The organism is Nitratireductor sp. StC3 (assembly GCF_003015025.1).
GTDB lineage: Bacteria > Pseudomonadota > Alphaproteobacteria > Rhizobiales > Rhizobiaceae > Mangrovimarina > Mangrovimarina alexandrii.
On the sequence record NZ_PYBP01000005.1, the window covers coordinates 141,180 to 165,087 of the forward strand.

Genomic DNA, 23,908 nt, shown 5'->3' on the forward strand with positions numbered 1-23,908 from the left:
GATCACACCTCCTGGCGGCCGCGGCGGCGATGCGGCGAGAAAGGCGAAAAGGACGACGACATGACAATCAATCTGCAAAAGCCGGACATCACCGAGCTAAAGCCGCGCATCACCGTTTTCGGTGTCGGCGGCGGTGGCGGCAACGCCGTCAACAACATGATCACGGCCGGCCTCAAGGGGATCGATTTCGTGGTCGCCAATACCGACGCGCAGGCGCTGACGATGTCGAAGGCCGACCGGCTGATCCAGCTTGGCGCCCATGTGACCGAGGGGCTCGGCGCGGGGTCGCAGCCGGAAGTGGGCCGCGCGGCAGCGGAAGAATGCATCGACGAGATCGTCGACCATCTCGCCGGCACGCATATGTGCTTCGTCACCGCCGGCATGGGCGGCGGCACCGGCACGGGTGCGGCGCCCGTGGTCGCGCAGGCCGCGCGCGAAAAGGGCATCTTGACCGTCGGCGTCGTCACCAAGCCGTTCCATTTCGAGGGCCAGCGGCGCATGAAGATCGCCGATCACGGCATCGAGGAGTTGCAGAAGTCGGTCGACACGCTGATCGTCATCCCCAACCAGAACCTGTTCCGCATCGCCAATGACAAGACGACCTTCGCCGATGCTTTCGCGATGGCCGACCAGGTGCTCTACTCGGGCGTTGCCTGCATCACCGACCTGATGGTCAAGGAAGGGCTGATCAATCTCGACTTCGCCGACGTGCGCTCGGTGATGCGCGAGATGGGCAAGGCGATGATGGGCACCGGCGAGGCGTCCGGCGAGGGGCGCGCGATGGCCGCGGCCGAGGCTGCGATCGCCAACCCGCTGCTCGACGAAAGCTCGATGAAGGGCGCCAAGGGCCTGTTGATCTCGATCACCGGCGGCCGCGACCTGACCCTGTTCGAGGTCGACGAGGCGGCGACGCGCATCCGCGAGGAAGTCGACCAGGAAGCCAATATCATTCTCGGCGCCACCTTCGCCGAGGATCTGGAAGGCGTGATCCGGGTCTCGGTCGTTGCCACCGGCATCGACAAGAAGGCTTCGGAGATCGCGGCCACGCCGGTCGAAATCCGCCAGCAGCCGAAGCCGGTCGCGCCGCGCGCGGCAACCCCGCAGCAGGCACCCGAGGCACGTCCCGCTCCGGCGCCGGCGGCCGCGCCGGCCGCCGAAGCCGCCACCGCCGAGGACCCGGTGGCCGAAGCGATCCGCGACGCCGAACGCGGTGGGCAGCAACCGGAGTTCCGCCCGCAAAGCCGCATCTTCCAGGCACCGCCCGAGCAGGCCGCGGCCGCGCCGGCCAGGCCCGCCGCGCCGCGGATGCAGCCTGCCGCCGAGGCCCAGCCCCGCATGCCGCGCGTGGAGGATTTTCCGCCGGTCGTGAAGGCCGAGCTGCAGGCGCGCTCCGGCGCCGAGGCCGGGGCCGAAGACAAGGGGCCGATGGGACTGTTGAAGCGGCTGACCACCGGCCTGTCGCGGCGCGAAGACGAGCCGGCCCGCAGCGCCGGCGCGCCACGCGAGCCGCAATTGGTGCGCCAGCCCGAAGCCCGGCGCCTTGCCAGCCAGGACGCGCAGCTCTATGCGCCTCGGCAGGGGCAGCTCGACGACCACGGGCGCCTGACGCCGGCCTCGCGTGCGCCGCAGGAAGACGACCAACTCGAGATCCCGGCATTCCTGCGCCGGCAAGCCAACTGAGGGGCCGACGAGCCTGTTAACAACCGGAAGCGGGCCGGAGGGAAACCTTCAGTCCGCTTCCTTCGTTTCATCAACGAAATCAGGGTGTAACGGGAGCAGCTTCAACAAGGAAACTCGTAACACTGAGTAAGAAACCGTGATTTGGCGACTCTCCGCGCGGACAGTATCTTCGGCCCCGATTTGTACAGGCGCAGTGCAGGGCTTTCGGGGATTGGAGTTCCTGAACGTACGCGCAAAGGACCCGCGGGCTTGCGATCGGTCAAGCGGTGTCGTACGGGGCGGGGCGATGGGATTGGAATTGCACGAATATCAGACCACGCTGAAATCGCGCGTCTCTCTTTCGGGAGTGGGCGTGCATTGCGGCAAGCCGGTGACGATCCATTTCAATCCCGCCGATGCCGATTCGGGCGTCGTGTTTTCCTATCAGGACGGGGCGGGGGAACCGGTCGAGATTCGTGCTTTGGTCTCCGAGATCGGCGCGACCGACCTGTGTACCGCGCTCGGCGCGCCCGGCGGGCCGCAGATCGCGACGGTCGAGCATCTCATGGCGGCTCTGTTCGCGCTCGGCATCGACAATGTGTCGATCGACATTGACGGGCCCGAAGTGCCGATCATGGACGGCAGCAGCGAGAATTTCGTCGAGGCGTTCGAACAGGCCGGCATTCGCCCGCTCGCCGTCAAGCGTCGCTACATCCGTGTCCTGAAGCCGATTCGGGTCGAGAAGGGCGGTTCGTGGGCCGAATTCCTGCCCTATGACGGAACCCGGTTCGAGGTCGAGATCGATTTCGACAGCAAGGCGATCGGGCGCCAGCTCTTCGCGTCGGACATCGATCCCGGCGTGTTCAAGCGCGAAATCTCACGCGCGCGCACCTTCGGGTTCATGAAGGACGTGCAGCGCTTGTGGGCGGCCGGCTACGCGCTCGGCTCGTCGCTGGAGAATTCGCTGGTGATCGCCGACGACGACAGCATCGTGAATATCGAGGGCCTGCGCTACGAGGACGAGTTCGTGCGGCACAAGACGCTCGACGCGATGGGCGATCTCGCTTTGGCGGGCGCGCGTTTCATCGGCTGTTTCCGCTCCTATCGCGGCGGCCACAGCCTCAACGCCACCGCGCTGCGGCTGTTGTTGTCCGATCCGTCGGCCTTCGAGATCGTCGAGACCGGACGTCGCGAGCGCGGCCGCTCGGCGGAACTGGTGGCGGTGAACGCGCCGGCCTATGCGCCGTGGCGGCTATGAAGACTGTGCGGGCGCCCGCTGGACGGCGTTTCGCCACAAAATTGCGCGATTGAGGGGCGATAGCGTTGCCCGAAAGCCGATGCTGTGATTTATGGCGTCGGTCGACAGGCCGTATCGGCCCGAGGGACCAGAGCACAGATGCGATCCGATCGAATTTCTAGGCCAAGCAGGCGCGCGGGCAATTTTTTGTTGGCGCTGTCGGTGCTTGCGCTCCCGCTCGCCGCGGCCGGTTGCGCTTCGGAAAAGGATATCGATCTCGCCAGCTATGTGGAGGATATCGAGCCGGCGGATACGCTCTACAATCAGGGCCTGGCCAATCTCGAAGCCGGACGGATGAGCGAGGCGATCGCCAAGTTCGAGGCCGTCGACCGCCAGCATCCCTATTCGGAGTTCGCCCGCCGCGCGATGGTGATGCACGCCTTCACCAATTACCGGCAGGGCAACTACCAGGACGCCATCAACACGGGCAAGCGCTATGTGTCGCTCTATCCCTACACGGATGACGCGGCCTATGCGCAATATATTGTCGGGTTGAGCTATTTCCGGCAGATCCCCGACGTCACGCAGGACCAGAAGGACGCGCGGCGCACGATCGAGGCCATGGACGAGGTGATCACCCGCTGGCCCGAATCCGAATATGTCGAGGACGCCAAGACCAAGAAGCGATTCGCCCGCGACCAGCTCGCCGGCAAGGAAATGCAGATCGGCCGCTATTATCTCGAGCGGCGCGAATATGTCGCCGGGATCAAGCGGTTCCGCCTGGTGGTCGAGGCCTATTCGGACACGCGCCATGTCGAGGAGGCGCTGGCGCGGCTGACGGAAGCCTATTTCGCCATGGGGCTGGCCTCCGAGGCGCAGACCGCGGCCGCCGTGCTCGGGCACAATTATCCCGACAGCCAGTGGTATCGCGATTCCTACGCGCTCCTGCAGACCGGGGGGCTCGAGCCGCGCGAAAACAGGAAGTCGTGGCTGTCGAAGGCCGGAGCTGCCATTCTGGGCGGCTGACGAGAGCGGGCGTTTGCAATGCTCGTCCAGCTTTCGATCCGCGATATCGTCCTGATCGAAAAACTCGATATCGGGTTTGACGGCGGCCTGTCGGTGCTGACCGGCGAAACCGGCGCCGGCAAGTCGATCCTGCTCGACGCGCTGTCGCTGGCGCTCGGCATGCGCGGCGATGCCGGGCTGGTGCGCTCCGGCGCGGCGCAGGGCCAGGTCGTGGCCGCCTTCGACGTTGCCGCCGATCATCCCGCCCGTGCCATCCTGCGCGACAACGCCATGGAGGACGACGGCGACATCGTTTTGCGCCGGGTGCAGACGGCGGACGGCCGCACGCGCGTCTTCGTCAACGACCGGCCCTCGAGCGTCGGCCTGATGCGTCAGGTCGGACGCGCGCTGGTGGAAATCCACGGCCAGCACGACGAGCGCGCGCTGGTCGACCCCGATGCGCATCGCGACCTGCTCGACGCGTTTGGCGGGCTGGGCCAGCGGGCCGAAGCGGTACGGGCGTGCTGGCAGGCGTGGCGCGCGGCCGATCAGGATCTGGCGCGGCATCGCGCCCGGGTCGAGGCCGCCGCGCGCGAGGCCGATTATCTGCGCGCGTCCGTGGACGAACTCAACAGGCTCGGTCCCATGCCCGGCGAGGAGGAGGAGCTTGCCGGCCTGCGCGCCACGATGATGCGGGCCGAGAAGATCGCGACCGAGATCAGCGACGCACAGGAGGTCTTTTCCGGTCCCGCCTCGCCGGTGCCGCAGCTTGCCAGCCTGCTCAGGCGTCTGGAACGCAAGGCCGGCGAGGCGCCGGGCCTGCTGGAGGACACGATCAAGGCGCTCGACGAGGCGCTGATCGCGCTCGATTCGGTGCAAAGCGGCATCGACGCGGCGATGCGGGCGACCGAATTCGACCCCAAGCGGCTGGAGGAGGCCGAGGAGCGGCTGTTCGCGCTGCGCGCCGCCGCGCGCAAGCACAATGTCGCGGTCGAGGCGCTTGCCGAACTGCGCGACGGCATGGCGGCCGACCTCGCCGATCTCGATGCGGGCGAGGAACGCCTGGCCGGACTGGAAAAGGCGGCCCTTGCCGCGCGCGCGGCGTATGACCGGGCCGCGGCCGCGCTTTCGGCCGACCGTCACGCCGCCGCGGCAACCCTGTCGGCGGCGGTGATGGCGGAATTGCCCGCGCTGAAGCTCGACCGGGCCGAATTCATCGTCCAGATCGACAGCGAGCCCGACGACCGGCGCGAGGACGGCATCGACCAGGTCGAGTTCTGGGTACGCACCAATCCCGGCTCGCGGCCGGGACCGATGGTCAAGATCGCCTCCGGCGGCGAGTTGTCGCGCTTCCTCCTGGCGCTGAAGGTGGCGCTGGCCGACCGCGGTTCGGCGCCGACGCTGGTCTTCGACGAAATCGACACCGGTGTCGGCGGCGCGGTCGCCGACGCGATCGGCAAGAGGCTGGCGCGGCTGGCGGAGCGGGTGCAGGTGCTGTCGGTGACGCACGCCCCCCAGGTGGCGGCGCGGGCGGCGAATCATTTCCTGATCTCCAAGACCGGCACCGCCGAAAGCGTGGCGACCGGGGTCGAGGCGCTGGCTGAGGCGGCGCGGCGCGAGGAGATCGCGCGTATGCTCGCCGGCGCCACGATCACCGACGAGGCGCGCGCCGCCGCGAGCAGGCTTCTGGGCGAGAACGCGGCTGTCAGTTGAAGTCTGCGGCAAAGCTGGCATAGCTTGGCCGCTCCAGCCGCCGGGCAGCCGGCGCGTCTCGTGCAACCAGTCCCCGGGCCGTCCATGCCAAAACACTCCCCCGCCTCCAAATCCGTCGGCGACCTTTCGGAACAGGAGGCCGGCATCGAGCTCGAACGGCTTGCCGGCGAGATCGCCGAACACGACCGACGCTATCACTCCGAGGACGCGCCGGTCATCACCGATGCCGACTACGACGCGCTTCGGCGCCGCAATATGGCGATCGAGCAGCGCTTTCCCCATCTCACGCGCGCCGATTCGCCCTCCCATGCCGTCGGCGGCGCGGTGTCGGAGAAATTCGAAAAGGTCCGTCATCGCGTGCCGATGCTGTCGCTCGACAACGCGTTTTCCGACGAGGAGGTGCGCGAGTTCGTCGAGCGGGTGCGCCGCTTCCTGCGCCTGCCCGCCGATGCCGCGCTCGGCATCACCGCCGAACCCAAGATCGACGGCCTGTCCCTGTCGCTGCGCTACGAGAACGGCCGGCTGGTGACGGCGGCGACGCGCGGCGACGGTCAGACCGGCGAGGACGTGACCGCGAATGCCCGCACGATCGCCGACATTCCCAACGTGCTGTCGGGCGACTTTCCCGAGATTTTGGAAGTGCGCGGCGAGGTTTACATGACCCAGGCCGACTTTCTGGCGCTCAACCGGCGCCAGGAGGCGGAGGGCAAGCCGACCTATGTCAATCCGCGCAACACGGCGGCCGGCTCGATCCGCCAGCTCGACGCCTCGGTCACGGCCGGCAGGGCGCTGCATTTCTTCGCCTATGCCTGGGGCGAGGTCAGCGCGATGCCGGCGGATACGCAGATGGGCATGGTCGCCGCCTTCGCCGGCTACGGTTTTCCCGTCAACCCGCTGATGCGCCGCTTTGACGATGTCGAGGGCCTGCTCGAACACTACCGGCTGATCGAGGAAAGCCGTGCCGGGCTCGGCTACGATATCGACGGGGTGGTCTACAAGGTCGACGACCTGGCGCTGCAGCAGCGGCTCGGTTTCGTCTCGCGCTCGCCGCGCTGGGCGACCGCGCACAAATTCCCGGCCGAAAAGGCGACCACGGTGCTCAACGGCATCGACATCCAGGTCGGGCGCACCGGCGCATTGACCCCGGTGGCGCGGCTGACGCCGGTCACGGTCGGCGGGGTGGTGGTGACCAATGCGACCTTGCACAATGCCGAGGAGATCGAGCGGCTGGGCGTGATGATCGGCGACACCGTCACCGTGCAGCGCGCCGGCGACGTCATCCCGCAGATCCTGGGCGTCGACCTCGACAAGCGCCCGGCCGATGCGGTCGCGTTCGAGTTTCCCTCGGTGTGCCCGTGCGAGCTGAAAACGCCGGTGGTGCGCGAGGAGACGGCCGGCGGCAGCGAGGGGGTGATCCGGCGATGCACCGGCGAATTCGCCTGTCCCTTCCAGCGCATCGAGCATCTGCGCCACTTCGTTTCGCGCCGGGCCTTCGACATCGAGGGGCTGGGCGAGAAGCAGATCGAATTCTTCTTCAACGATCCCGACCTGCCGGTCAAAAGCCCGGCCGACATTTTTTCGCTTGCCGCGCGCGACGACAAGAACCTGAAAAAGCTGAAGGACAAGGAAGGGTTCGGCGCGGTCTCGGCCGCCAAGCTGTTCGCCGCCATCGAGGCGCGCCGCGACATTCCGCTGGAGCGCATGGTCTACGGGCTCGGCATTCGCCATGTCGGCGAGACGACGGCGCGCACGCTGGCGCGCGCCTACGGATCCTGGCAGGCCTTTCACGACGCCGCGCTGGCGGTCGCCCGGGGCGACGAGACCGCGCGCGAGGACATGGACGCGCTCGACGATATCGGCAATGCGGTGATCGACGCGATCGCGCGCTATTTCGGCGAGGAGCACAATCGCGAGCTGGTCGAACGACTGGCCGGCGCGGTCCGGGTCAAGGACGCCGAAAAAATCGCCTCGGATTCGCCGGTCGCGGGCAAGACGATCGTGTTTACCGGCGCGCTGGAGCGCATGTCGCGCGACGAGGCCAAGGCGATGGCCGAAAAGCTGGGCGCCAAGGCCGCCGGCTCGGTGTCGAGCAAGACCGATCTGGTGGTTGCCGGCCCCGGTGCCGGCTCGAAGCTGAAGAAGGCGGCCGAACTCGGCATCGAGGTGATCGACGAGGCGACCTGGTTCGAGCGGATCGCCGAGGCGTGAGCGGCCACGGCACGGCCGTTTGCCGGCGCCGCTCATCAGCGCCGCTGATTGCTGGCTCAAGCGAATTCATGTGACAGGCCGGCCGCGCGTTCCTACATAAGGCCGGTTCTGGAGAGCCCATGTCCGTAGAAACAAGCTATGCGTCCGACGGCACGTCCGAATTCTGGGCCGGGGTGCGGCTCGGCCTGCCGATCATCGTGGCGGTGGCGCCCTTCGCCGCCCTGTTCGGCGCACTGGCGATCCAGAACGGGTTCAGCGAATTCGAGGTCGTGTTGATGAGCGCGACCATTTTCGCCGGCGCCAGCCAGATGGTCGGCCTGGAACTGTTCGGCCAGACGATCGCCCCCTGGCTGGTGGTGTTTTCGATCTTCGCCGTCAATTTTCGCCATATCCTTTATTCCGCCGCCGTCGGGCGGCGCATGGGCGGGTGGACCGCCTGGCAAAAGGCCGTCGGCTTTTTCTTCCTGGTCGATCCGCAATACGCGGAAGCGGAGCGCCGCGGCGAAAGCGGCCGGTCGGTCGGCTTTGCCTGGTATCTGGGCATGGCGCTGCCGGTCTATGTGTTTTGGGTGTTCAATTCCTGGCTCGGCGCGCGCTTCGGTTCGCTGATCCCCGATCCGCACGCGCTCGGCATCGACTTCCTGCTGCCGATCTATTTTCTCGGCCTCGTCGTCGGTTTCCGCAACCGGCCGCTGTGGTTGCCGGTGGTGCTGGTCAGCGCGGTCGTGTCGATCTTGGCCTACAAGGCGATCGGATCGCCGTGGCACATCTCGGTCGGCGCGCTGGCGGGCGTCGTGCTGGCGGCGGCGATGCCGCCGAGCCCGCAAGCGCGGGCGGATTACGACGATCCGCCGCCGGACCAGTCGGGGCAGGGCGTATGAGCCAGATCACCTGGATCATCCTGGCCAGCGCGGTGCTGACCTATCTGACGCGGTGCGGCGGCCATCTCGTGCTGTCGCGGTTTTCGCGCATCCATCCGCGCGTGGAGGCGGGGCTGAACGCGGTGCCGACGGCGGTGCTGACGACGCTGGTGGCGCCGGCCGCCTACACGGCCGGGCCGGCCGAGGCGCTGGCGCTGGTCGCCGCCGGCCTGATCGGGCTGCGCGGCGGCATGATGAGCGTGTTTTTCGGCGGGGCCGCGGTGCTGATCGCCGGGCGCCAGTTTTTCGGCTAGAGCCGGTCTGCTTTTCACGCAATCGCAGATCGGCTTCACCTTATTGTTTTGAAACGTTTTTTGAACGGCGAACCGGCTTCCGTTTCGCCTGCTAACGCTTAATCCGGCCGCCGGGCGGTCAGTGGCGGGCCAGCGGCGCGGCGGCGCGTTCCAGCCAGGCGCGGTCCTCGCCGTCCAGCATCGGCCCGATCTCGGCCAGCACGCGGGCGTGGTAGCCGTCGAGCCATTGCAGTTCCTCTTTGGTCAGCAAGTCCTCGGCGATCAGCCGGCGGTCGAAGGGGGCGAGCGTCAGCGTCTCGAAACCGTGCATCGGCTTGTCGCCGCCGGGAACGGGCGTCGCCTCGCCGACGACGATCAGGTTTTCGATGCGGATGCCGTAGGCGCCTTCCTTGTAGTAGCCGGGCTCGTTGGACAGGATCATGCCGGCAAGCAGCTTTTCGGTTCCCGTCCTGGCCAGGCGCTGGGGGCCTTCGTGCACGGACAGGTAGGAACCGACGCCGTGGCCGGTGCCGTGGCCGTAATCGAGGCCGGCCTTCCACAGCGCCATGCGGGCGACGGCGTCGATGTCGCTGCCGCGGGTGCCGGGCGGAAATTTCAGCACCGTGATGCCGATCAGCCCCTTGAGCACCAGCGTGTAACGCTCGCGCATTTCCGCGTTCGGCGCGCCGATGGCGACCGTGCGGGTGATGTCGGTGGTGCCGTCCTCGTATTGCCCGCCCGAATCGACCAGAAAAAGCTCGCCGGGGCCGAGCGTGCGGCTGGTCGCGTTCGTCACCCGGTAGTGGATGACGGCACCGTTCGGGCCGGCGCCGGAAATCGTGTCGAAGGAGATGTCGCGCAGCGGCATCTGCGCCGCCTCGCCGGCGGTGCGCCGGGCATCCTCGAGGGCCCGCACGGCGCCGATTTCGTCGACGGTGCCGGCCGGCTGGCGGTCGAGCCAGGCGAGGAAGCGGGTGACGGCGACACCGTCGCGCCGATGCGCGGCCCGGCTTCCGGCCAGTTCGGCCGCGTTCTTGGTTGCGCGCGGCAGGCGGGCGGGGTCGGGCAGGGCGATGACGGTGCCGCCGCGATCCTCGACGACCAGCCTGAGCTTTTCGGCGGCAAGCGCGGGATCGAGCCCGATTTTGACCCCGCTCCCGGCCAGGTCGGCGAGGGCGTCTTCCAACGCCGAGGGCGGCTGAAGGTCGGCGAGCTGGGTCAGATAGGCTTCCGTCTTCATCGGCAGCTTGCGCTTGTCGATGAAAAGTTGCGGCCGGCCTTCGGCGGGCAGGATCGAAAACCCCAGTGCCAACGGGGTATGCGGCACGTCGCCGCCGCGAATGTTGAAGGCCCAGCACAATGAGGCTGGATCGGTGAGCACGGTGTGGCTGGCCTTGGCGGCGCCGACCGCCGCGGCGAGGTCGGCCAGCTTGTCGCGCGCCAGCCGGCCGGCATAACGCTCGGGATGGATCGCGACCGGCTTCAGCGGCGGCGCCGGCCGGTCCTGCCAGACCGCGTCGAGTGGGTTCTCGTCGAGCGCCAGCAGCGCGCCGCCGCCTTCGCCGAGCGCCTTTCGCAGCTTCCTGGCTTCGTCGATCGTGTGCAGCCAGGGATCGAACCCGATCCGGGCGCCCGCCGGCAAGCGCGTGCGCAGGAAGACGGCCGGCGGCGTCTCGACCAGATCGACGATCTCGAACAGGCCGGGATCGGTCTGGGTCCGGCCCTGCAGCGTGTAGCGGCCGTCGACGAACAGCCATGCCTTGTCTTCCATGATCAGCGCGACGCCGGCCGAGCCGGTAAAGCCGGTGATCCAAGCCAGCCGCTCGGCGCAGGCCGGCACGTATTCTCCCTGATGCTCGTCGGCGCGCGGCACCAGAAACCCGTCGACACCCGCCTGCGCGAGCCTTGCGCGCAGGCGCGCCACCCGGCCTGCCGCCAGGGACGGATCGGAAACGGTGTCGAAGTTCTGGAACATCGCGGTCTCTGCTCTCCATCAAATCCGGCAGACCGTAGTCGGGCCCGACAAGCGAGGCAATGGCGAACGGTTTTCGCAGGTGCGGCATAGATTTTGTTGCATTGCAACAAGCGCATGGCTTCCATGCGTCTCCGGCGCTGGTGGAACGCGCTCGCCGAGCCTACCTAAGGAGCGTGGAGGACATTTCTTCCAATTGCGAGGTTTAGACATGGCACAGACACGTGGGTTTTTCCGTAACGCGCTCGACAGAATGGTCGAGGCCCGCATGCGTCAGGCCAACCACTACGTCAACGGTGCGCTGTTGATGCTCGACGACGAGACGCTGAAAGCCAATGGCTACAGCCGCGCCGAGCTGAAGAAGCGCAGCACGGGCTATTATTTCTACTAGGCCCGGTTTTACGGATTGGCGCGCGGGCGGCGACCTCCAGCCCGCGCCGGGACGAGCGGCTTCCGACGAAGCCGCTCTTTTTTTGGCGATGTTGCACAAAACGTACCCATCGCTAAATGTAGTGGTTCTTACTCTTGGTTAAACGCGGACTAGCGGCTAGGCTGCACCCGTTGGGGCGCCCATGACTCGGAGGGCGAAATGGGCTTGCAGTACGAAAACCTCGATGCCGAAACGCGGCCTTTGATGATCGAAGAAATCCAACACGACGTACAGCATGGAACGATATACATCAGTCCTTGGCTGACCGAAGAAGGGGCGGCGCAGTGGTCGACACTGCTGACAAACGCAGCTGAGGGCGGGTCAGATGACAGCCTCGCCGCCGATCTCCGCGCTGGCCTCTACATTCGAGAGACCGCCGAGAGACGAAAGCCGAAGGGCGGGGGTTACACTACCTATCGTGTGCCGCACACGGCATCGGCCACAATGGCGGAAGGTGAGTTCAACAGATTCTACGTCAGGGCGCTTTGCCGTAGGGCCATTGATGAAGGCCGACGAATACAAGCCTATCGCGCCAAAGCCGTCGAGAACCCAAGACCGGAATCGGAAGCAAAGATCGGGCAAACGTTCGACCCTGCTACTGTGTTGGCTGACCTGAGAGAGACGCCGGGTGTCGAACCCGCTCTGGGATTACCACCAGGTCCGAACTCTGGGCTGACCGTCAGGTTGATATGATCTGAAGCCGACCGGCGTCATCCACTTCGTAAGAGAGGGTGCGATCTTCGGCACCCTCGAAAACGAACACGTCAGGAGCGCCGGCAATTCCGAGCCCATACTTGTGCGAAAGGTCCGTCAGTTCGCGCGCGAAGGCGTTCGACTGATCTTCCGCGTGAGTTGATGGCTCTGCGAAATCGTCGATTTTTCGCTGGGCACTGCTTCTCATTTGAACCTCCTTTTTGCCGTCAAACCGCGAGAAATTACGCTTTGTTCCCATCGGAAACGGAAAAGCCCGCCAATTGGCGGGGGCCATTGCCGGTAGTCTTCGAAACCGGTTTAGCTGTCGGAATCGTCTTTCGCCTTGGGCGGCACCTTGTCGCCCTTCTTCTTCGGAGGGGCTATCGTGCCGAATACCCGCTCGAATGCCGCATTGGCCTCGTCGGTATCAAGGCCAAGCTCGCGCGCTGCTTCCCGAAAGCGTTCAGCCTGTCGCTGCTGCTTTTTGGCTTCGTTCGCGTCCGACATACTGCCTCAATTCCCCAGTTCCGTGGCCCTTCGGCACAATCCACGCCGTGCCCTTTTGAACCGTCTGGAAATGGCTTTCAATGACAGGCCACCAGTAGAGGATGTGCGAAGCCTGATAGGCACACCGGCTGTTGGCCCATTCAGCCGGAAGAAATATCGCAACCAGTCCCGTATCCGTGATCTGCTTTATAAGAGTTGGTCGGCGGAGCATCCGCCGGTCAGCTGACAACAGACCATGCCCGCCGGACTTTGCAAATCGCGCTACCCAATCCTCATCATCCTGGCCCGAAAAATCACCATTACCGATCACCGTTTCGAGCGAAAACGTTCGCCTGGAGAGGGCCATTTCGCACACCGCTCTCACGATTTTGGGCGACACATGCTCGTCGGCGATTAGCTTCACGCTGCCAGTTCTAGTTCGTACTCGATTGCTTGCTCGGCGTCGGCGCGGTCCAGTTCAAACCAGTCAGCGACACGCTCAATATCCTGATCCTCTGCCCGCCATAGCTGGAACAGCGCGCTTGTCGGGATGCCCTTGCCTTCGATAGCCGGCTGGCCATGCGCTAGGCGGGGACTGATGACTACGGCAGGGTATTCCTTCGGCTTAGGCTTCCAGTGCTCGGCCAGTCCGGTAGCTGGTGCGAACTCCACGCCCTTTGCCAAGAAAGCCTCGATAACATCGTACATCGCGTGCTGACCGCTCACGATGTCCATTAGGCGATTGTCGTGCTCTTGCTCTGCCGTGTGCAGGAATATGCGCTTCCTGTCCGTTACGAATTTCACGTTGGACAGCGCGAACGGATGCTTCGTTTTCAGTTCGCGACGCGCAGCGTCGGCAGCTTTCCTGATGCTCTGGAGACTGACATCTTGTCGCCGGAAATAATCGACGAATCGGATTTCCATCAGATCGAGAAAACCCAATTCCTGATTGGCAAACCCGGATTCGTACTGGCGCTGCAGAACAGCGGGGCGGCTTGCGCTTCCATCAAGCCACCGACGAACCTTCGCCTCGTTATCAATGCCGAGAATGCGCGCGACTTCGCCAACGGTGTAGAACCCGCCTGTCAATGGTTTTCCTGTCGGCAGCGTCACGACGCCCATAACGAGTCCCGGTATTTGAGCCTCTTGCCAACAAACCCACCGATCAACTGATCGGCGCGGGCCAGATCATCGTAGCCGTTGGCAACGCGGTGATTGTAACGGAACTCGAACTCGGCTGCATAGCGGTGCAGGTGCTTTTTGCCGCAATGCTGGTAAACGCCCTTCATGCCGCGTTTGAAGACGCTGAAAAATCCCTCGATTGTGTTGGTCCCGATCTCCCCGCGACCGTATTCGCCTTGCCCGTGCCGAACGATGTCGTGAGAGGCGAACTCGCGACCAACCAGCGTGTAATAGGACGCCTCATCCGTCATCAGGCGGGCTTCCTTCGCGACGTTCTCGCGAAGGATAGGGGCCAAGTCCTTCGCGGCAAGGCTATCAACCACCATCGTACGCGCGCGCTTGGTGTCACGGTCCACCAGCGCCAGCACCTTGTGCTTGTGATGGTAGCCACGACCTTTCTTCTGGCCCTTCGGCTTCTTGGCGCGGTCGTTTCCAATAAACGTCTCGTCGGCCTCAACGATACCGCCGTCAACGCCGAACGGAGCAAGCCCGCCTTCGCGCATTGCTTCACGAATACGGTGGGACATGAACCACGCCGTGCGTAGCGCCACGCCTAGAGTTCGGTGAAGCTGATGCGTGCTGATGCCCTTCTTGGAAGCGGCCATCAGATATATCGCTTGAAGCCAAACGGTCATCTGCACGTTGGACGCCTCAAAAATCGTGCCGATCTTGACCGTGAACGGCTTGCGGCACTGATAGCACTTGTAGGTGCCGATCCGCGTGCTCTTGCCCTTCATCGGGGAAATACGGTCCATGCCGCCGCAGTGCGGGCAAATCGGGCCTTCCGGCCAAACCCGCGCCTCTACGAACTCATATGCCGCCGTCTCGTCGTGGAAGTGTGGGGCGGATAGGTTGGACATCGTTGCAATCTCCCGTCACCCCATATATAGCACTTGGGTACGGATTGTGCAACATCGCCCTTTTTTTGTTGGCCGCCGGAAGAAAACGCCGGTTGTCGGGCGATCTAACGCTTGAGATGCAGGCTCACCCATTCGCCGCGCGTCAGCGTGCGGACATGGCCGAAGCGCTGTCCGGCATAGGCGGCGATCACCGCATTGCGCTGGCGTGCGAGGATTCCCGACAGGATCAGCGAGCCGCCCGGGCGCAGGTGCCGGGTCATGCCGGGGGCGAGCTGCATCAGCGGCCGGGCGAGGATGTTTGCGACAATCAGGTCGTAGGGCGCGCGCCGGGCGATTTCGCGATGGCGGAAACCCGTCGCCGTCACCGCGTCGACATCGGCGCCAACGCGGTTGAGCCGCATGTTGCGCGCCGCGACGGCGGTCGCGATCGGATCGATATCGGTGGCCAGGACCGGCACATGCGCCAGTTTCGCGACCGCGATCGCCAGCACCCCGCTGCCGGTGCCGAGATCGAGCACGCTGGCCGGGCGTTCGCGCCGCACGACGTCGGCGATCATTTCCAGGCAGCCGGCGGTGGTGCCGTGATGACCGGTGCCGAATGCCTGGGCGGCTTCGATCTCGATCGACAGGTCGTTTGCGCGCACCTGGTCGCGGTCGTGTGCGCCATGAACCAGGAACCGGCCGGCGCGCACCGGTTTCAGCCCCTCGAGCGACCGCGCCACCCAGTCGATGTCGGGCAGGGTCTCCGTCTCGATCGCGCCATCGACGCCGGCGCGCGCCACCACGGCGTGCATGCGCGCCCGCGCCTCGTCCAGCCCGGCCTCGTCGACGTAGAGCTCGACACTGTGCAGGCCGGCCGCCTCGTCGATTTCGGTGATGGCGATGGTGTGGCCGTCGCGCTCGAACTCGACGCCGAGAAGCTCATAGAGCCTTCTGGCGTCGGGTTCCGGAGCTGAAAAGAACAAACGGCATTGCATGGCGGGAGGTCCGGGCAGGTCGGCTGTCAGGGCGCACGCGGGCCGGGGCGGGGAGCTGGGCCGCGCATGCGCCGGCCTTCCTGCCCGATCGGCGGCCGGCGCGCAAGCAGCGGCGTGGGCGTGGCTTGATCCCCGCAATGCTGCCGGCGGCGACCGTCGGTCGGCTTTACCGGTCAGCTTTCGTTGGCCAGCCGCTTCAGCTTGGCGATCGCGGTCTCGGCGTTCTCGCCATAGGCGATGGTGCCGAAAAAGTCGCCATCGCGGCCCAGAAGCAGCACGGACGCGGTATGGTCCATCGTGTAGTCGCCGCCGTCGAGCGGCACCTTCTTGGCGTAGATCTTGAACGCCTTGGCCATTTCCGCGACTTTCTGCGGCTCGCCGGTGATGCCGGTGATGCGCTCCGACACGTTGGCGACATAGCGGTCGAGCACGTCCGGCGTGTCGCGCTCGGGGTCGATGGAGACGAAATAGGCTTCGATCTCCTCGCCCTCCTCGCCGAGCTGGGCGAGCCAGCCGTCGAGTTCGTAGAGCGTCGTCGGGCACACTTCCGGACAATGGGTGAAACCGAAGAACAGCGCGGTCGGGCTGCCCTTGAAAGCGGCCTCGGTGATTTCTTCGCCCTTCTGGTCGACGAGCGTGAACGGGGCGCCGAAGGCTTCCCCGCCGCCATAGGTGGTGCGGTACCAGTCGAATGTCAGCCAGCCGACGGCGCCGGCCATGAGAAAAAGAATGCCGATCAGAACGCCGCGCATCATGGTGTTTTTATCCTGCCTGCCGAAATCCGTGTCGAAGCGATCTCAAAAACACCAGGCCAAACCGTTTTCGACGACCGCGAGGAAAATTTCAGGTCCCTGTTGCGCCCACATGGCAAACACCACGCCGGAGCCTGCGGCGATGGCGGCGACCAACAACGTTGTTTGGGTGGCGCGGCGCACGGACATTGTATTTCCTCTCACCAGTAAAATAATGTGTCGGCAGGTCGCTGGCAAAGGGGCTTTTGGTCGCGCACGCGCCGGGCCCCTTGCGGGGGCGCCGCGCACGCCCCATCTGCCCGTCACAGCGTTGAGGAGTATTCGATGAACCGCATTCTTGTTCTTGCCGCAATCTTGCTGGTCGCCGGCGCGGCGGCCACCGGCGCGCGCGCCCAGGAAGTGGGCGAGGTCGGCGTCGACTGGCTCGGCAACGACATTATCGTGGAGGCGATCCGCGATCCCAAGGTGGAAGGCGTGACCTGCCATGTCGCCTATTTCGAGCGCGGCATGATCGACCGGCTGCAAAAGGGGAACTGGTTCGAGGACCCCTCCAACAGCGCGCTGTCGTGCCGGCAGACCGGGCCGATCACGATCGGCGACATCGCGCTCGGCGAAGGCGGCGAGGAAGTCTTCAAGCAGGGCATCAGCCTGATCTGGAAGAAGCAGGTGGTCAACCGCATCTACGACAAGGCCAACGACACGCTGATCTATCTGTCGAATACCCGCCAGGTTCAGGACGGCTCGGCCAAGATGGCGATCTCGACCGTGCCGCTCTACGGCCAGGAGGTCGTGTGGAGCCAGGGCAAGCCGCAATAGGGCTTGCCGGTTGCCGCCAGACCGGCTTTTAAGGCTGGGGGCGGCCCGAAGCCGTCCCCCTTACGCCAGCCGGGGAGCGGAGATGAGCGACAGCGCCGATTTGCGATTTACCGATCCGGCCCCGCGCATTCATTCCACCGCAACGCTGAAGGCCTGCCGGCTCGGCCGCCACGTGGCGATCGGCGAGCGCGTCGTTTTGCGCGAGGTCACGGTCGGCGACTATTCCTATTTCGAGCGCCACGGCGAGGCGATCTACGCCGAGATCGGCAAATTCTGCTCGATCGCGGCCAATACCCGCATCAACGCGCTCGACCACCCGATCGAACGCCTGACCAGCCACAAGATCAGCTACAGGCCGAACGAATATTTCCGCTATCTCGGCGTCGACCAGGCGTTTCGCGCGCAACGGCGGGCAAAACCCGTCATCCTCGGCCACGACGTGTGGATCGGCCATGGCGCGGTGATCCTGCCTGGCGTGCGGGTGGGCACCGGCGCAGTGGTCGGCGCCAACGCGGTCGTGACCGGGGATGTCGCGCCGTTTGCCATCGTCGCCGGCGCGCCGGCGCGGATGCTGCGGGCGCGCTTTTCCGCGCCGACCGTGGAGCGCATCATGCGGCTCGGCTGGTGGGACTGGCCGGAGACGAGATTGTTCGAGGCCGTGCCGGATATGCAAGCCCTTGGAATCGAAGCATTTTTGGACAAATGGGAGCCGTTGTCACGGGCCTGACCCGTCGCGGTGTCAAGCCGCTCGCCGAGGGTGGAGCCCTTCCGTCGCAGGGGGCCACGACGGAAGGGAGGAGCACCCCGCCTTGGGGGAAGGCGGTGCAGGGATTGGCCTGCATCCCCACCTTGGCCGGTGGGTTTTTGAGATCGGGTAAAGGCCGTCGGCACGTTCTGCGTGTAGTCGCGCCGCCCTTCTGTCGGGCGGAGGCGGCCGCCATTCCGCCCGGCTTCGAACCGGGCTAGAGTGCCGCATCAAGGCGGGGGCTGCCGATCGGGAGCGCGCACATGCACACGGTGCGGATAAAGCGGGTCTATCAGCCGGCCGCGGCCGATGACGGGTTTCGGGTTCTGGTCGACCGGGTCTGGCCGCGCGGCCTCTCGAAGGCCAAGGCCGCGGTCGATCTGTGGATGCCCGAAATCGGCCCCTCGACGGCGTTGCGCACATGGTTCGGCCACGATCCCGAGCGCTGGGAGGTTTTTCGCCGGCGCTATCGCGACGAGCTCGACCAGCGTCGCGACCTGCTCGAGGCGTTGCGGGCGCACGGCCGCGACGGCCCGCTGACGCTGGTCTATTCGGCCCGCGACGAACGGCACAACCAGGCCGTGGTCATTCGCGAGGTGCTGGCCCCCTCGGGCGCGGCTTGACCGACATCAAGGCTTTGGCCGCCGCATGGTGCTTGTATTTTTTGCGGAGCGTGCGGCGACCTGCCGATCATGACGGCATTTTTGGCGAATGCCGTCATGATCCGGCATCTTCGGCGACGTCATTCGGCGTTGAAGCCGGCGTCTGCGCGTCGGGCGGGCGCCTCGGCGATGCAGGCGATCCGGGACGGGAGGCCCGACATGAACGATCTGGCGACCATCGGCATTTTCTTTGCCGGTTTTTTCGGCGGGCTGGGGGTGTTTTTCCTCGGCGTGGGACTATTGTGGTGGGTCTCGCTCACCGATCGCGCGATGAAACGACAGCAGGCCGGCGATGTTCGTGGCTGATTTCAGCCGGCATAGCGGCGCGCGCCGGCCACGCAGGCGATCACCGCGACGGTGACGGTGAGCATGGCGGTCGTCACCGGCTCGCCGAGCAGACCGGCCGCGAGCGCGAAGCCGAAGAACGGCTGCAGGAGCTGGAGCTGGCCGACCGTGGCGATGCCGCCCGCGGCCAGGCCGCGATACCAGAAGAAGAACCCGATCAGCATGCTGAACAGCGACACATAGGCAAGGCCGATCCAGGCGGGGACGCCGATGCCGATAAACGTTTGCGGCATGGTGATGATGCTGAGCAGCGCCATCGCCGGTAGCGACAGGACGAGCGCCCACGAGATCACCTGCCAGCCGCCGAGCCTGCGCGACAATCTGGCGCCTTCGGCATAACCCAGCCCACAGACCAGGACCGCCGCCAGCATCAACAGGTCGCCGACCGGCGAGGCGGCGACGCCCTGCGCCAGGGCGAAGCCGACGACGAGCGCGCTGCCGAGGCTCGAAAACAGCCAGAAGGCCGGCCTCGGCCGCTCGCCGCCACGCAGGACGGCGAAGATGGCGGTGGCGAGCGGCAAAAGGCCGATAAAGACGATCGAATGGGCCGCGGTGACGTGTTTGAGCGCCAGCGCGGTCAACAGCGGAAAACCGACGACGACGCCCAGCGCCACGATGGCGAGCGAGGGCAGGTCGGCGCGAGCGGGACGCGCCGCGCCGAAGCCCCGCAACAGGGCGATCGCGAGCAGGCCGGCGATGGCGGCGCGCGCGACGGTCAAAAACACCGGATCGAAATCGAGCACCGCCACGCGGGTGGCCGGCAAGGAGGCGGAAAAGATCACCACGCCGATCAAGCCGGCGATCCAGCCTTGTGTCGTTCTGTCCATGCCGTTTCCTTCGCGTTGGAGCCTCGCTATCGCCCGGCAGGGCTATTTCTGGAAGAAACGGTGCGATACAATCTGGCCAAACTGTACCGATAACGGATGCAATACGGATGACGATTCCAGACCGGGGCGGCGGCCGTGTGGCGATGGTGATGGAGACGATCCGGCAGCGTGTCGCCGGCCGCGCCCTGACGGCCGGGGCGCGGCTGCCGTCGATCCGCCAGATGGCGCGCATGGCCGGTGTGTCGCCCTCGACCGTGGTCGAGGCCTATGACCGGCTGGTTGCCGAGGGGTTGATCGGCGCGCGCCCGGGCTCGGGTTTTTACGTCGCGGCCCAGGCCGCGCCGCTGGAGCTGGCCCGGGTCGGGCCACGGCGCGACCGGGCGATCGATCCGTTATGGGTGTCGCGCCAGTCGCTGGAGGCGGGCGCGACCGCCCTCAAGCCGGGTTGCGGCTGGCTGCCGCCGTCCTGGCTGCCGCAGGAGGCCGTGCGCAGGGCGCTGCGCGGTTTGGCGCGCGCCGACGAGGCGGTGCTGGCGGATTACGCAACGCCGCTGGGGTTGGCGCCGCTGCGCCAGCTGATCGCGCGGCGCCTGGCCGACAAGGGCGTGGAAGCCGCACCCGAGCGGATCGTGCTGACGGAGTCCGGCACGCAGGCAATCGACCTGATCTGCCGGCTTGTTCTGGAGCCCGGCGACACGGTTTTTGTGGACGATCCGTGCTATTTCAACTTCCAGGCGCTGCTGCGCGCCCATCGCGTCACCGTGGTCGGCGTCGCGCATACGCCGAGCGGGCCCGACATCGCCGCCTTTGCCGCGGCGCTCGCCGCCCATCGGCCGAAGCTCTACATCACCAATGCCGCGATCCACAATCCGACCGGCGCGACGCTGTCGGCGGCGACGGCGCACCGGGTGCTGAAGCTTGCCGAAGACTTTTCCGTGACCGTGGTCGAGGACGACATTTTCGCCGATTTCGAGCATCGGCCCGCGCCACGGCTCGCCGCCTTCGACGGGCTCGAGCGGGTGATCCAGATCGGCAGTTTCTCCAAAACCCTGTCGGCGTCGGCGCGCTGCGGTTTCATTGCCGCGCGCGGCGACTGGGTTGAGCGGCTCGTCGATTTGAAGATCGCCACCACGTTCGGCGGCGGCCGGCTGGACGCGGCGCTGGTGCTGCGCGTTCTGACCGACAGCGTCTACCGCAAGCATTGCGAGACGCTCAGGACCCGGCTGGCGCGCGCCCGCGCCGAGGTGGGGACGAGGCTGAAACGGATCGGCCTGAAACCCTGGCTCGAGCCGCAGGCCGGCATGTTCTTGTGGTGCGCGCTGCCGCAGGGCGTGGACGCCGCCGATGTCGCGCGGCGGGCGCTCGAGCATGAGGTGGTGCTTGCGCCCGGCAACGTGTTCAGCGTGTCGCAATCGGCAACCGGCTTCCTGCGCTTCAACGTCGCCCAATGCCCGGAACCGGTGTTTGCCGTGCTCGACCGGGCGCTCCGCGAGGCGCGCGGGTAGCGGCGCTGAGTGCCGGCATAAGTACGGGGAGCGTTGCCGGAGGCGACAGACGGGCTTCATGTGCATCAGCAATTTTTCTGCTGCACATTTGCGCCCATATGCAGCAGAAAGCAGGGTCTAAGACCCTTCCAAGGGCCGTCGCAGCAAATGGCGATTCCAAGCCGAAGCTGCGACGCAGGGCCGGGAAAATGCGGGTTCGAATCCCATCGGCTCCGCCACTTGACCTCGCGCTGTCGCCCTTCGGGCTTCGCTCCAGTCGGGGCCTCGCATCAGCTCGGACGGCCCTTGGCCTTGCGAACCCTGCAGGTTCGAAATGTCTCCCCAAATCTCCACCAAACACCGCCGATTGCCCTCTATAGCGCGATATTGCCGCCGATTACCGCAAGCCGAGGTAACGGCCACTTTTTGCCGGGCCTTGTCGACCACGAGGCAAAGCGGACATACACAGCCGATACAGCAGATGACCGCTACGCGGACCTTCAGGACATTGGACCAAATGGAAGTTTCGGCCCTTTGTCGACATTCAAGCCTATCGAAGCGAAAGGCAGGAAGAATTCTGAAGTGTCTCATCGTCCCGTAACATCGGGGTGGCTATCTAGGAATTTTCCGATATTCTCGATCGGCGCACCGATCGGGGAAGAACTTTGATAATTCAGCCAACGCTTCTCAAAAAAGCCGCGCAAGACGTTCCGTCTCGTGTATTTGTTTGTGGTCCCGGCTATTCTTCAGAAGGAATAGATGTTCGAGATATGGCCCGCGATGCGCTTCAGGAAATACCAAGTGTGAAGGCTCTCTACGGTGAAGAGATTGAGAGTCAAAGTAGCTACAGGAATCAGTCAACCGATCTCCAAACGCTTGAGGTTCGGTTTGCCCACGATGTCGATTTTACACTGCTAATTCTTGAATCCCCGGGCTCTATTGCAGAACTTGGGACATTCACGCAGCTTCCCGGAGTCAGAGAACGACTAATTGTCTTGCTATCTGGAAGATTCTACCGTGCAGAAAGCTACATTTCGAGGGGTCCCCTAAGCTTGATTACCCGCCTCAATCCAAATAGTGTTATTTATTTCGATGCAGAGAAAAAAAGCGAAATGCTGGATCGAATGCGATACCCGCTTACGTTTTTTAAGTACGCTCAATACTTGAATCGGTTTGACTATTTGAAAAATACAATGCTTCGCTACCAGAGAAAAATCACAGATTATTCTTCTTACATAAACCCAATCCGAGGCCAATACCAGATGGCGGTCACACTGATTGCGGTTTTGGCAGGGGACAGGCCAAGCTACGCTGAACTACTGCTTTCCTCTGGGCTTCACCCGAACCAGTTGAACTCGGCTCTGCATGGTCTCTACAAGGCAGGCAAGATTGAAAAGGTCGGCTCAGGTCGCTACCGCTCAATCAATGGGTTCGCAGATGAACTGTTGGAGCCGTTTAGCTCCACGGAGATCAGTAAAACTCGATCCAAGAGGCTAGCGGTTGCTTGACGCCACTCGCTGCTAAGGTAGTGTTGTGGCATTCCTAGCAATTCCCCGCGAGGGGAGACGCAATGTCATCGTTGCGGGCACGCGAAGTACGCAGAAGCCTGCCACGCAATAAACCGAAAAGAGGGCTTTCTCTTTCGCGCTTTATTGCCTGGCATCGAGAGAGAGAAGAAGTAGGAATGGGTGCTGCGGACGACTGCAAGGATTTGGTGTCTGTCGCTGAGTTCTTGGGGTTCGCTCCGCAGCACATCTTTTATTTGGTCGAAGACCCTGATAGGTGCTACGTCTCCATTGAAATCCCAAAGAATTCTGATCCAGAGAAGTTTCGAAAGCTGGACATCCCTATTTCGGAGCTGAAAGGAGTTCAGAGAGCGATCAACAAGAAGATCCTGTCTGAGTTCTCTGCTGATGGGTGTGTGCACTCCTATGTGACTGCTCGGTCCATTCTAACGGCGGCCCGAGAGCTTTGTCCTGGGCGCGCAGTCCTCAAGGTAGATATTGAAGACTTCTTCCCGTCTATTACGTTTGTGCGGGTTTTGGGGCTTTTCATGTCAATGGGTTTCTCAGACGCAGCCTCCTTTATCCTTGCTCGGCTAACCACGTTTGGGGACCGCTTGGCTCAGGGCGCTCCCACAAGCCCGTCCATTTCAAATCTGATTATGAGAGGCATAGACCTTCGTTTGAAAAAAATGGCAGCCTCTTGGGAGTTGAAGTACTTAAGATATAGCGACGACATGTTTTTTCACAAGGAAAAGAACTTCAACCACCCAAAGCTGACTAACTACGTTTCGAGAATAATCGGAGATGGTGGCTTTGCGGCCAACGAGGGCAAAACCAAATATCACCCAAAAGGCCTACCCCGGACCACTTTGGGGCTTCTGACACATGGCGAGAAGCCGAAGATACCGGGAGGCCAGCGTCGTATTTACAGGTCGATGTTTTTTAAAGCATCAAGGAACATTCATTGGGCGCACGAAAACAGGGAGCGGTTGCGAGGTATTCTTGAATGGTACAAGTGTGTTTATGGTCGAGATGACACTTATGTCCAGTACCGAGCAATCCTCGATAATGAAGCCCGCTTAAGAATTCACGACCCCTATCAGAGCAAATAGGGTCCGGCCAACTGGCAGAACTCTTTGCATTATCAAAGGTTATTTCTGCCGTTGACGCACGGCCCAGCGAATGACCGCTTCCCGC

Annotated in this window: 26 protein-coding genes; 16 read left to right on the forward strand and 10 right to left on the reverse strand. The window is 64.4% G+C overall.

The annotated features are described in order from the left end of the window. Positions 1 to 60 precede the first annotated feature (60 nt). From ftsZ to C7T96_RS12475, 7 genes are all read left to right on the forward strand, one after another. A complete protein-coding gene (ftsZ, locus tag C7T96_RS12445; RefSeq protein WP_106571560.1) occupies positions 61 to 1,680 on the forward strand; it encodes a cell division protein FtsZ in 1,620 nt (539 codons plus the stop codon). Positions 1,681 to 1,966: 286 nt separating this feature from the next. Then, a complete protein-coding gene (gene lpxC / locus C7T96_RS12450; protein ID WP_106571561.1) occupies positions 1,967 to 2,917 on the forward strand; it encodes a UDP-3-O-acyl-N-acetylglucosamine deacetylase in 951 nt (316 codons plus the stop codon). A 138-nt stretch (positions 2,918 to 3,055) separates the two neighbouring features. After that, positions 3,056 to 3,922, forward strand: coding sequence for an outer membrane protein assembly factor BamD (locus C7T96_RS12455; RefSeq protein ID WP_106571562.1), 867 nt, complete (start codon positions 3,056 to 3,058; stop codon positions 3,920 to 3,922). A gap of 18 nt (positions 3,923 to 3,940) precedes the next feature. Next, positions 3,941 to 5,614 (forward strand): DNA repair protein RecN, encoded by a 1,674-nt coding sequence (recN, locus tag C7T96_RS12460; protein WP_106571563.1) that lies wholly within the window; start codon positions 3,941 to 3,943, stop codon positions 5,612 to 5,614. 84 nt (positions 5,615 to 5,698) lie between these two features. Then, positions 5,699 to 7,822: an NAD-dependent DNA ligase LigA gene (ligA, locus tag C7T96_RS12465; RefSeq protein WP_106571564.1), complete on the forward strand. Its 2,124-nt coding sequence runs from the start codon at positions 5,699 to 5,701 to the stop codon at positions 7,820 to 7,822. A gap of 119 nt (positions 7,823 to 7,941) precedes the next feature. After that, entirely contained in the window at positions 7,942 to 8,703 is a 762-nt protein-coding gene (locus tag C7T96_RS12470) for an AzlC family ABC transporter permease (RefSeq protein ID WP_106571565.1), read from the forward strand. Next, a complete protein-coding gene (locus C7T96_RS12475; protein WP_106571566.1) occupies positions 8,700 to 8,996 on the forward strand; it encodes an AzlD family protein in 297 nt (98 codons plus the stop codon). Before C7T96_RS12470 ends, C7T96_RS12475 begins: the two co-directional genes overlap by 4 nt. 118 nt (positions 8,997 to 9,114) lie before the next feature. Here the strand turns inward: C7T96_RS12475 and C7T96_RS12480 are convergent, their stop codons facing one another. Continuing rightward, positions 9,115 to 10,950, reverse strand: a complete 1,836-nt coding sequence (locus C7T96_RS12480) for an aminopeptidase P family protein (RefSeq protein WP_106571567.1) — start codon at positions 10,948 to 10,950, stop codon at positions 9,115 to 9,117. Between the two features lie 208 nt (positions 10,951 to 11,158). Between C7T96_RS12480 and C7T96_RS12485 the strand changes: the two genes are divergently transcribed. Together C7T96_RS12485 and C7T96_RS23880 are read left to right on the forward strand one after the other, a co-directional pair. Beyond that, positions 11,159 to 11,338 carry a hypothetical protein gene (locus C7T96_RS12485; protein ID WP_106571568.1) on the forward strand — a complete coding sequence of 60 codons (180 nt, stop codon included), beginning with the start codon at positions 11,159 to 11,161 and terminating at the stop codon, positions 11,336 to 11,338. 198 nt (positions 11,339 to 11,536) lie between these two features. After that, positions 11,537 to 12,070: a hypothetical protein gene (locus C7T96_RS23880; protein ID WP_146149179.1), complete on the forward strand. Its 534-nt coding sequence runs from the start codon at positions 11,537 to 11,539 to the stop codon at positions 12,068 to 12,070. On the opposite strand, the gene C7T96_RS12490 is transcribed toward C7T96_RS23880, so the two are convergent. From C7T96_RS12490 to C7T96_RS24055, 8 genes are all read right to left on the reverse strand, one after another. Further along, positions 12,057 to 12,278 (reverse strand): hypothetical protein, encoded by a 222-nt coding sequence (locus C7T96_RS12490; protein WP_106571569.1) that lies wholly within the window; start codon positions 12,276 to 12,278, stop codon positions 12,057 to 12,059. The two genes, C7T96_RS23880 and C7T96_RS12490, sit on opposite strands and share 14 nt — an antisense overlap. A gap of 110 nt (positions 12,279 to 12,388) precedes the next feature. After that, the gene (locus tag C7T96_RS12495) at positions 12,389 to 12,577 is read right to left on the reverse strand and encodes a hypothetical protein (protein WP_106571570.1); all 189 of its coding nucleotides are present in this window, start codon (positions 12,575 to 12,577) and stop codon (positions 12,389 to 12,391) included. Further along, positions 12,534 to 12,980: a hypothetical protein gene (locus tag C7T96_RS23885; RefSeq protein ID WP_146149180.1), complete on the reverse strand. Its 447-nt coding sequence runs from the start codon at positions 12,978 to 12,980 to the stop codon at positions 12,534 to 12,536. Before C7T96_RS23885 ends, C7T96_RS12495 begins: the two co-directional genes overlap by 44 nt. Continuing rightward, a complete protein-coding gene (locus tag C7T96_RS12500) occupies positions 12,977 to 13,678 on the reverse strand; it encodes a DUF433 domain-containing protein (RefSeq protein WP_106571571.1) in 702 nt (233 codons plus the stop codon). Before C7T96_RS12500 ends, C7T96_RS23885 begins: the two co-directional genes overlap by 4 nt. Then, entirely contained in the window at positions 13,666 to 14,598 is a 933-nt protein-coding gene (locus C7T96_RS12505; protein ID WP_106571572.1) for an IS1595 family transposase, read from the reverse strand. Before C7T96_RS12505 ends, C7T96_RS12500 begins: the two co-directional genes overlap by 13 nt. A 104-nt stretch (positions 14,599 to 14,702) precedes the next feature. Then, positions 14,703 to 15,575: a 50S ribosomal protein L11 methyltransferase gene (locus C7T96_RS12510; protein WP_106571573.1), complete on the reverse strand. Its 873-nt coding sequence runs from the start codon at positions 15,573 to 15,575 to the stop codon at positions 14,703 to 14,705. A gap of 173 nt (positions 15,576 to 15,748) precedes the next feature. Then, positions 15,749 to 16,330 carry an SCO family protein gene (locus tag C7T96_RS12515; RefSeq protein WP_106571574.1) on the reverse strand — a complete coding sequence of 194 codons (582 nt, stop codon included), beginning with the start codon at positions 16,328 to 16,330 and terminating at the stop codon, positions 15,749 to 15,751. Positions 16,331 to 16,372: 42 nt separating this feature from the next. Then, on the reverse strand, positions 16,373 to 16,516 hold the full coding sequence (locus C7T96_RS24055; RefSeq protein ID WP_158264358.1) for a hypothetical protein: 144 nt from the start codon (positions 16,514 to 16,516) through the stop codon (positions 16,373 to 16,375). Positions 16,517 to 16,651: 135 nt separating this feature from the next. Here C7T96_RS24055 and C7T96_RS12520 point away from each other — a divergent pair, with 135 nt between their 5' ends. The 4 genes from C7T96_RS12520 (at position 16,652) to C7T96_RS24060 (ending at position 18,856) form a co-directional block, all read left to right on the forward strand. Continuing rightward, on the forward strand, positions 16,652 to 17,143 hold the full coding sequence (locus C7T96_RS12520) for a CreA family protein (protein WP_106571575.1): 492 nt from the start codon (positions 16,652 to 16,654) through the stop codon (positions 17,141 to 17,143). A gap of 82 nt (positions 17,144 to 17,225) precedes the next feature. Next, positions 17,226 to 17,870, forward strand: coding sequence for a DapH/DapD/GlmU-related protein (locus C7T96_RS12525; protein WP_106571576.1), 645 nt, complete (start codon positions 17,226 to 17,228; stop codon positions 17,868 to 17,870). Between the two features lie 281 nt (positions 17,871 to 18,151). After that, on the forward strand, positions 18,152 to 18,511 hold the full coding sequence (locus C7T96_RS12530; RefSeq protein ID WP_106571577.1) for a DUF488 domain-containing protein: 360 nt from the start codon (positions 18,152 to 18,154) through the stop codon (positions 18,509 to 18,511). Between the two features lie 198 nt (positions 18,512 to 18,709). Further along, positions 18,710 to 18,856, forward strand: a complete 147-nt coding sequence (locus tag C7T96_RS24060; RefSeq protein WP_158264359.1) for a hypothetical protein — start codon at positions 18,710 to 18,712, stop codon at positions 18,854 to 18,856. 2 nt (positions 18,857 to 18,858) lie between these two features. Here C7T96_RS24060 and C7T96_RS12540 read toward each other — a convergent pair whose 3' ends face one another. Next, positions 18,859 to 19,722 (reverse strand): DMT family transporter, encoded by an 864-nt coding sequence (locus C7T96_RS12540; protein ID WP_106571579.1) that lies wholly within the window; start codon positions 19,720 to 19,722, stop codon positions 18,859 to 18,861. A 107-nt stretch (positions 19,723 to 19,829) separates the two neighbouring features. On the opposite strand from C7T96_RS12540, the gene C7T96_RS12545 reads away from it, so the two are divergent. From C7T96_RS12545 to C7T96_RS12550, 3 genes are all read left to right on the forward strand, one after another. Beyond that, complete coding sequence (locus C7T96_RS12545; RefSeq protein WP_106571580.1) at positions 19,830 to 21,227, forward strand: PLP-dependent aminotransferase family protein; 1,398 nt, start codon at positions 19,830 to 19,832, stop codon at positions 21,225 to 21,227. A 644-nt stretch (positions 21,228 to 21,871) separates the two neighbouring features. After that, entirely contained in the window at positions 21,872 to 22,714 is an 843-nt protein-coding gene (locus C7T96_RS23890; RefSeq protein ID WP_146149181.1) for a retron St85 family effector protein, read from the forward strand. A 62-nt stretch (positions 22,715 to 22,776) separates the two neighbouring features. Continuing rightward, entirely contained in the window at positions 22,777 to 23,823 is a 1,047-nt protein-coding gene (locus C7T96_RS12550) for a reverse transcriptase domain-containing protein (RefSeq protein WP_106571581.1), read from the forward strand. The last annotated feature ends 85 nt before the right edge of the window (positions 23,824 to 23,908 follow it).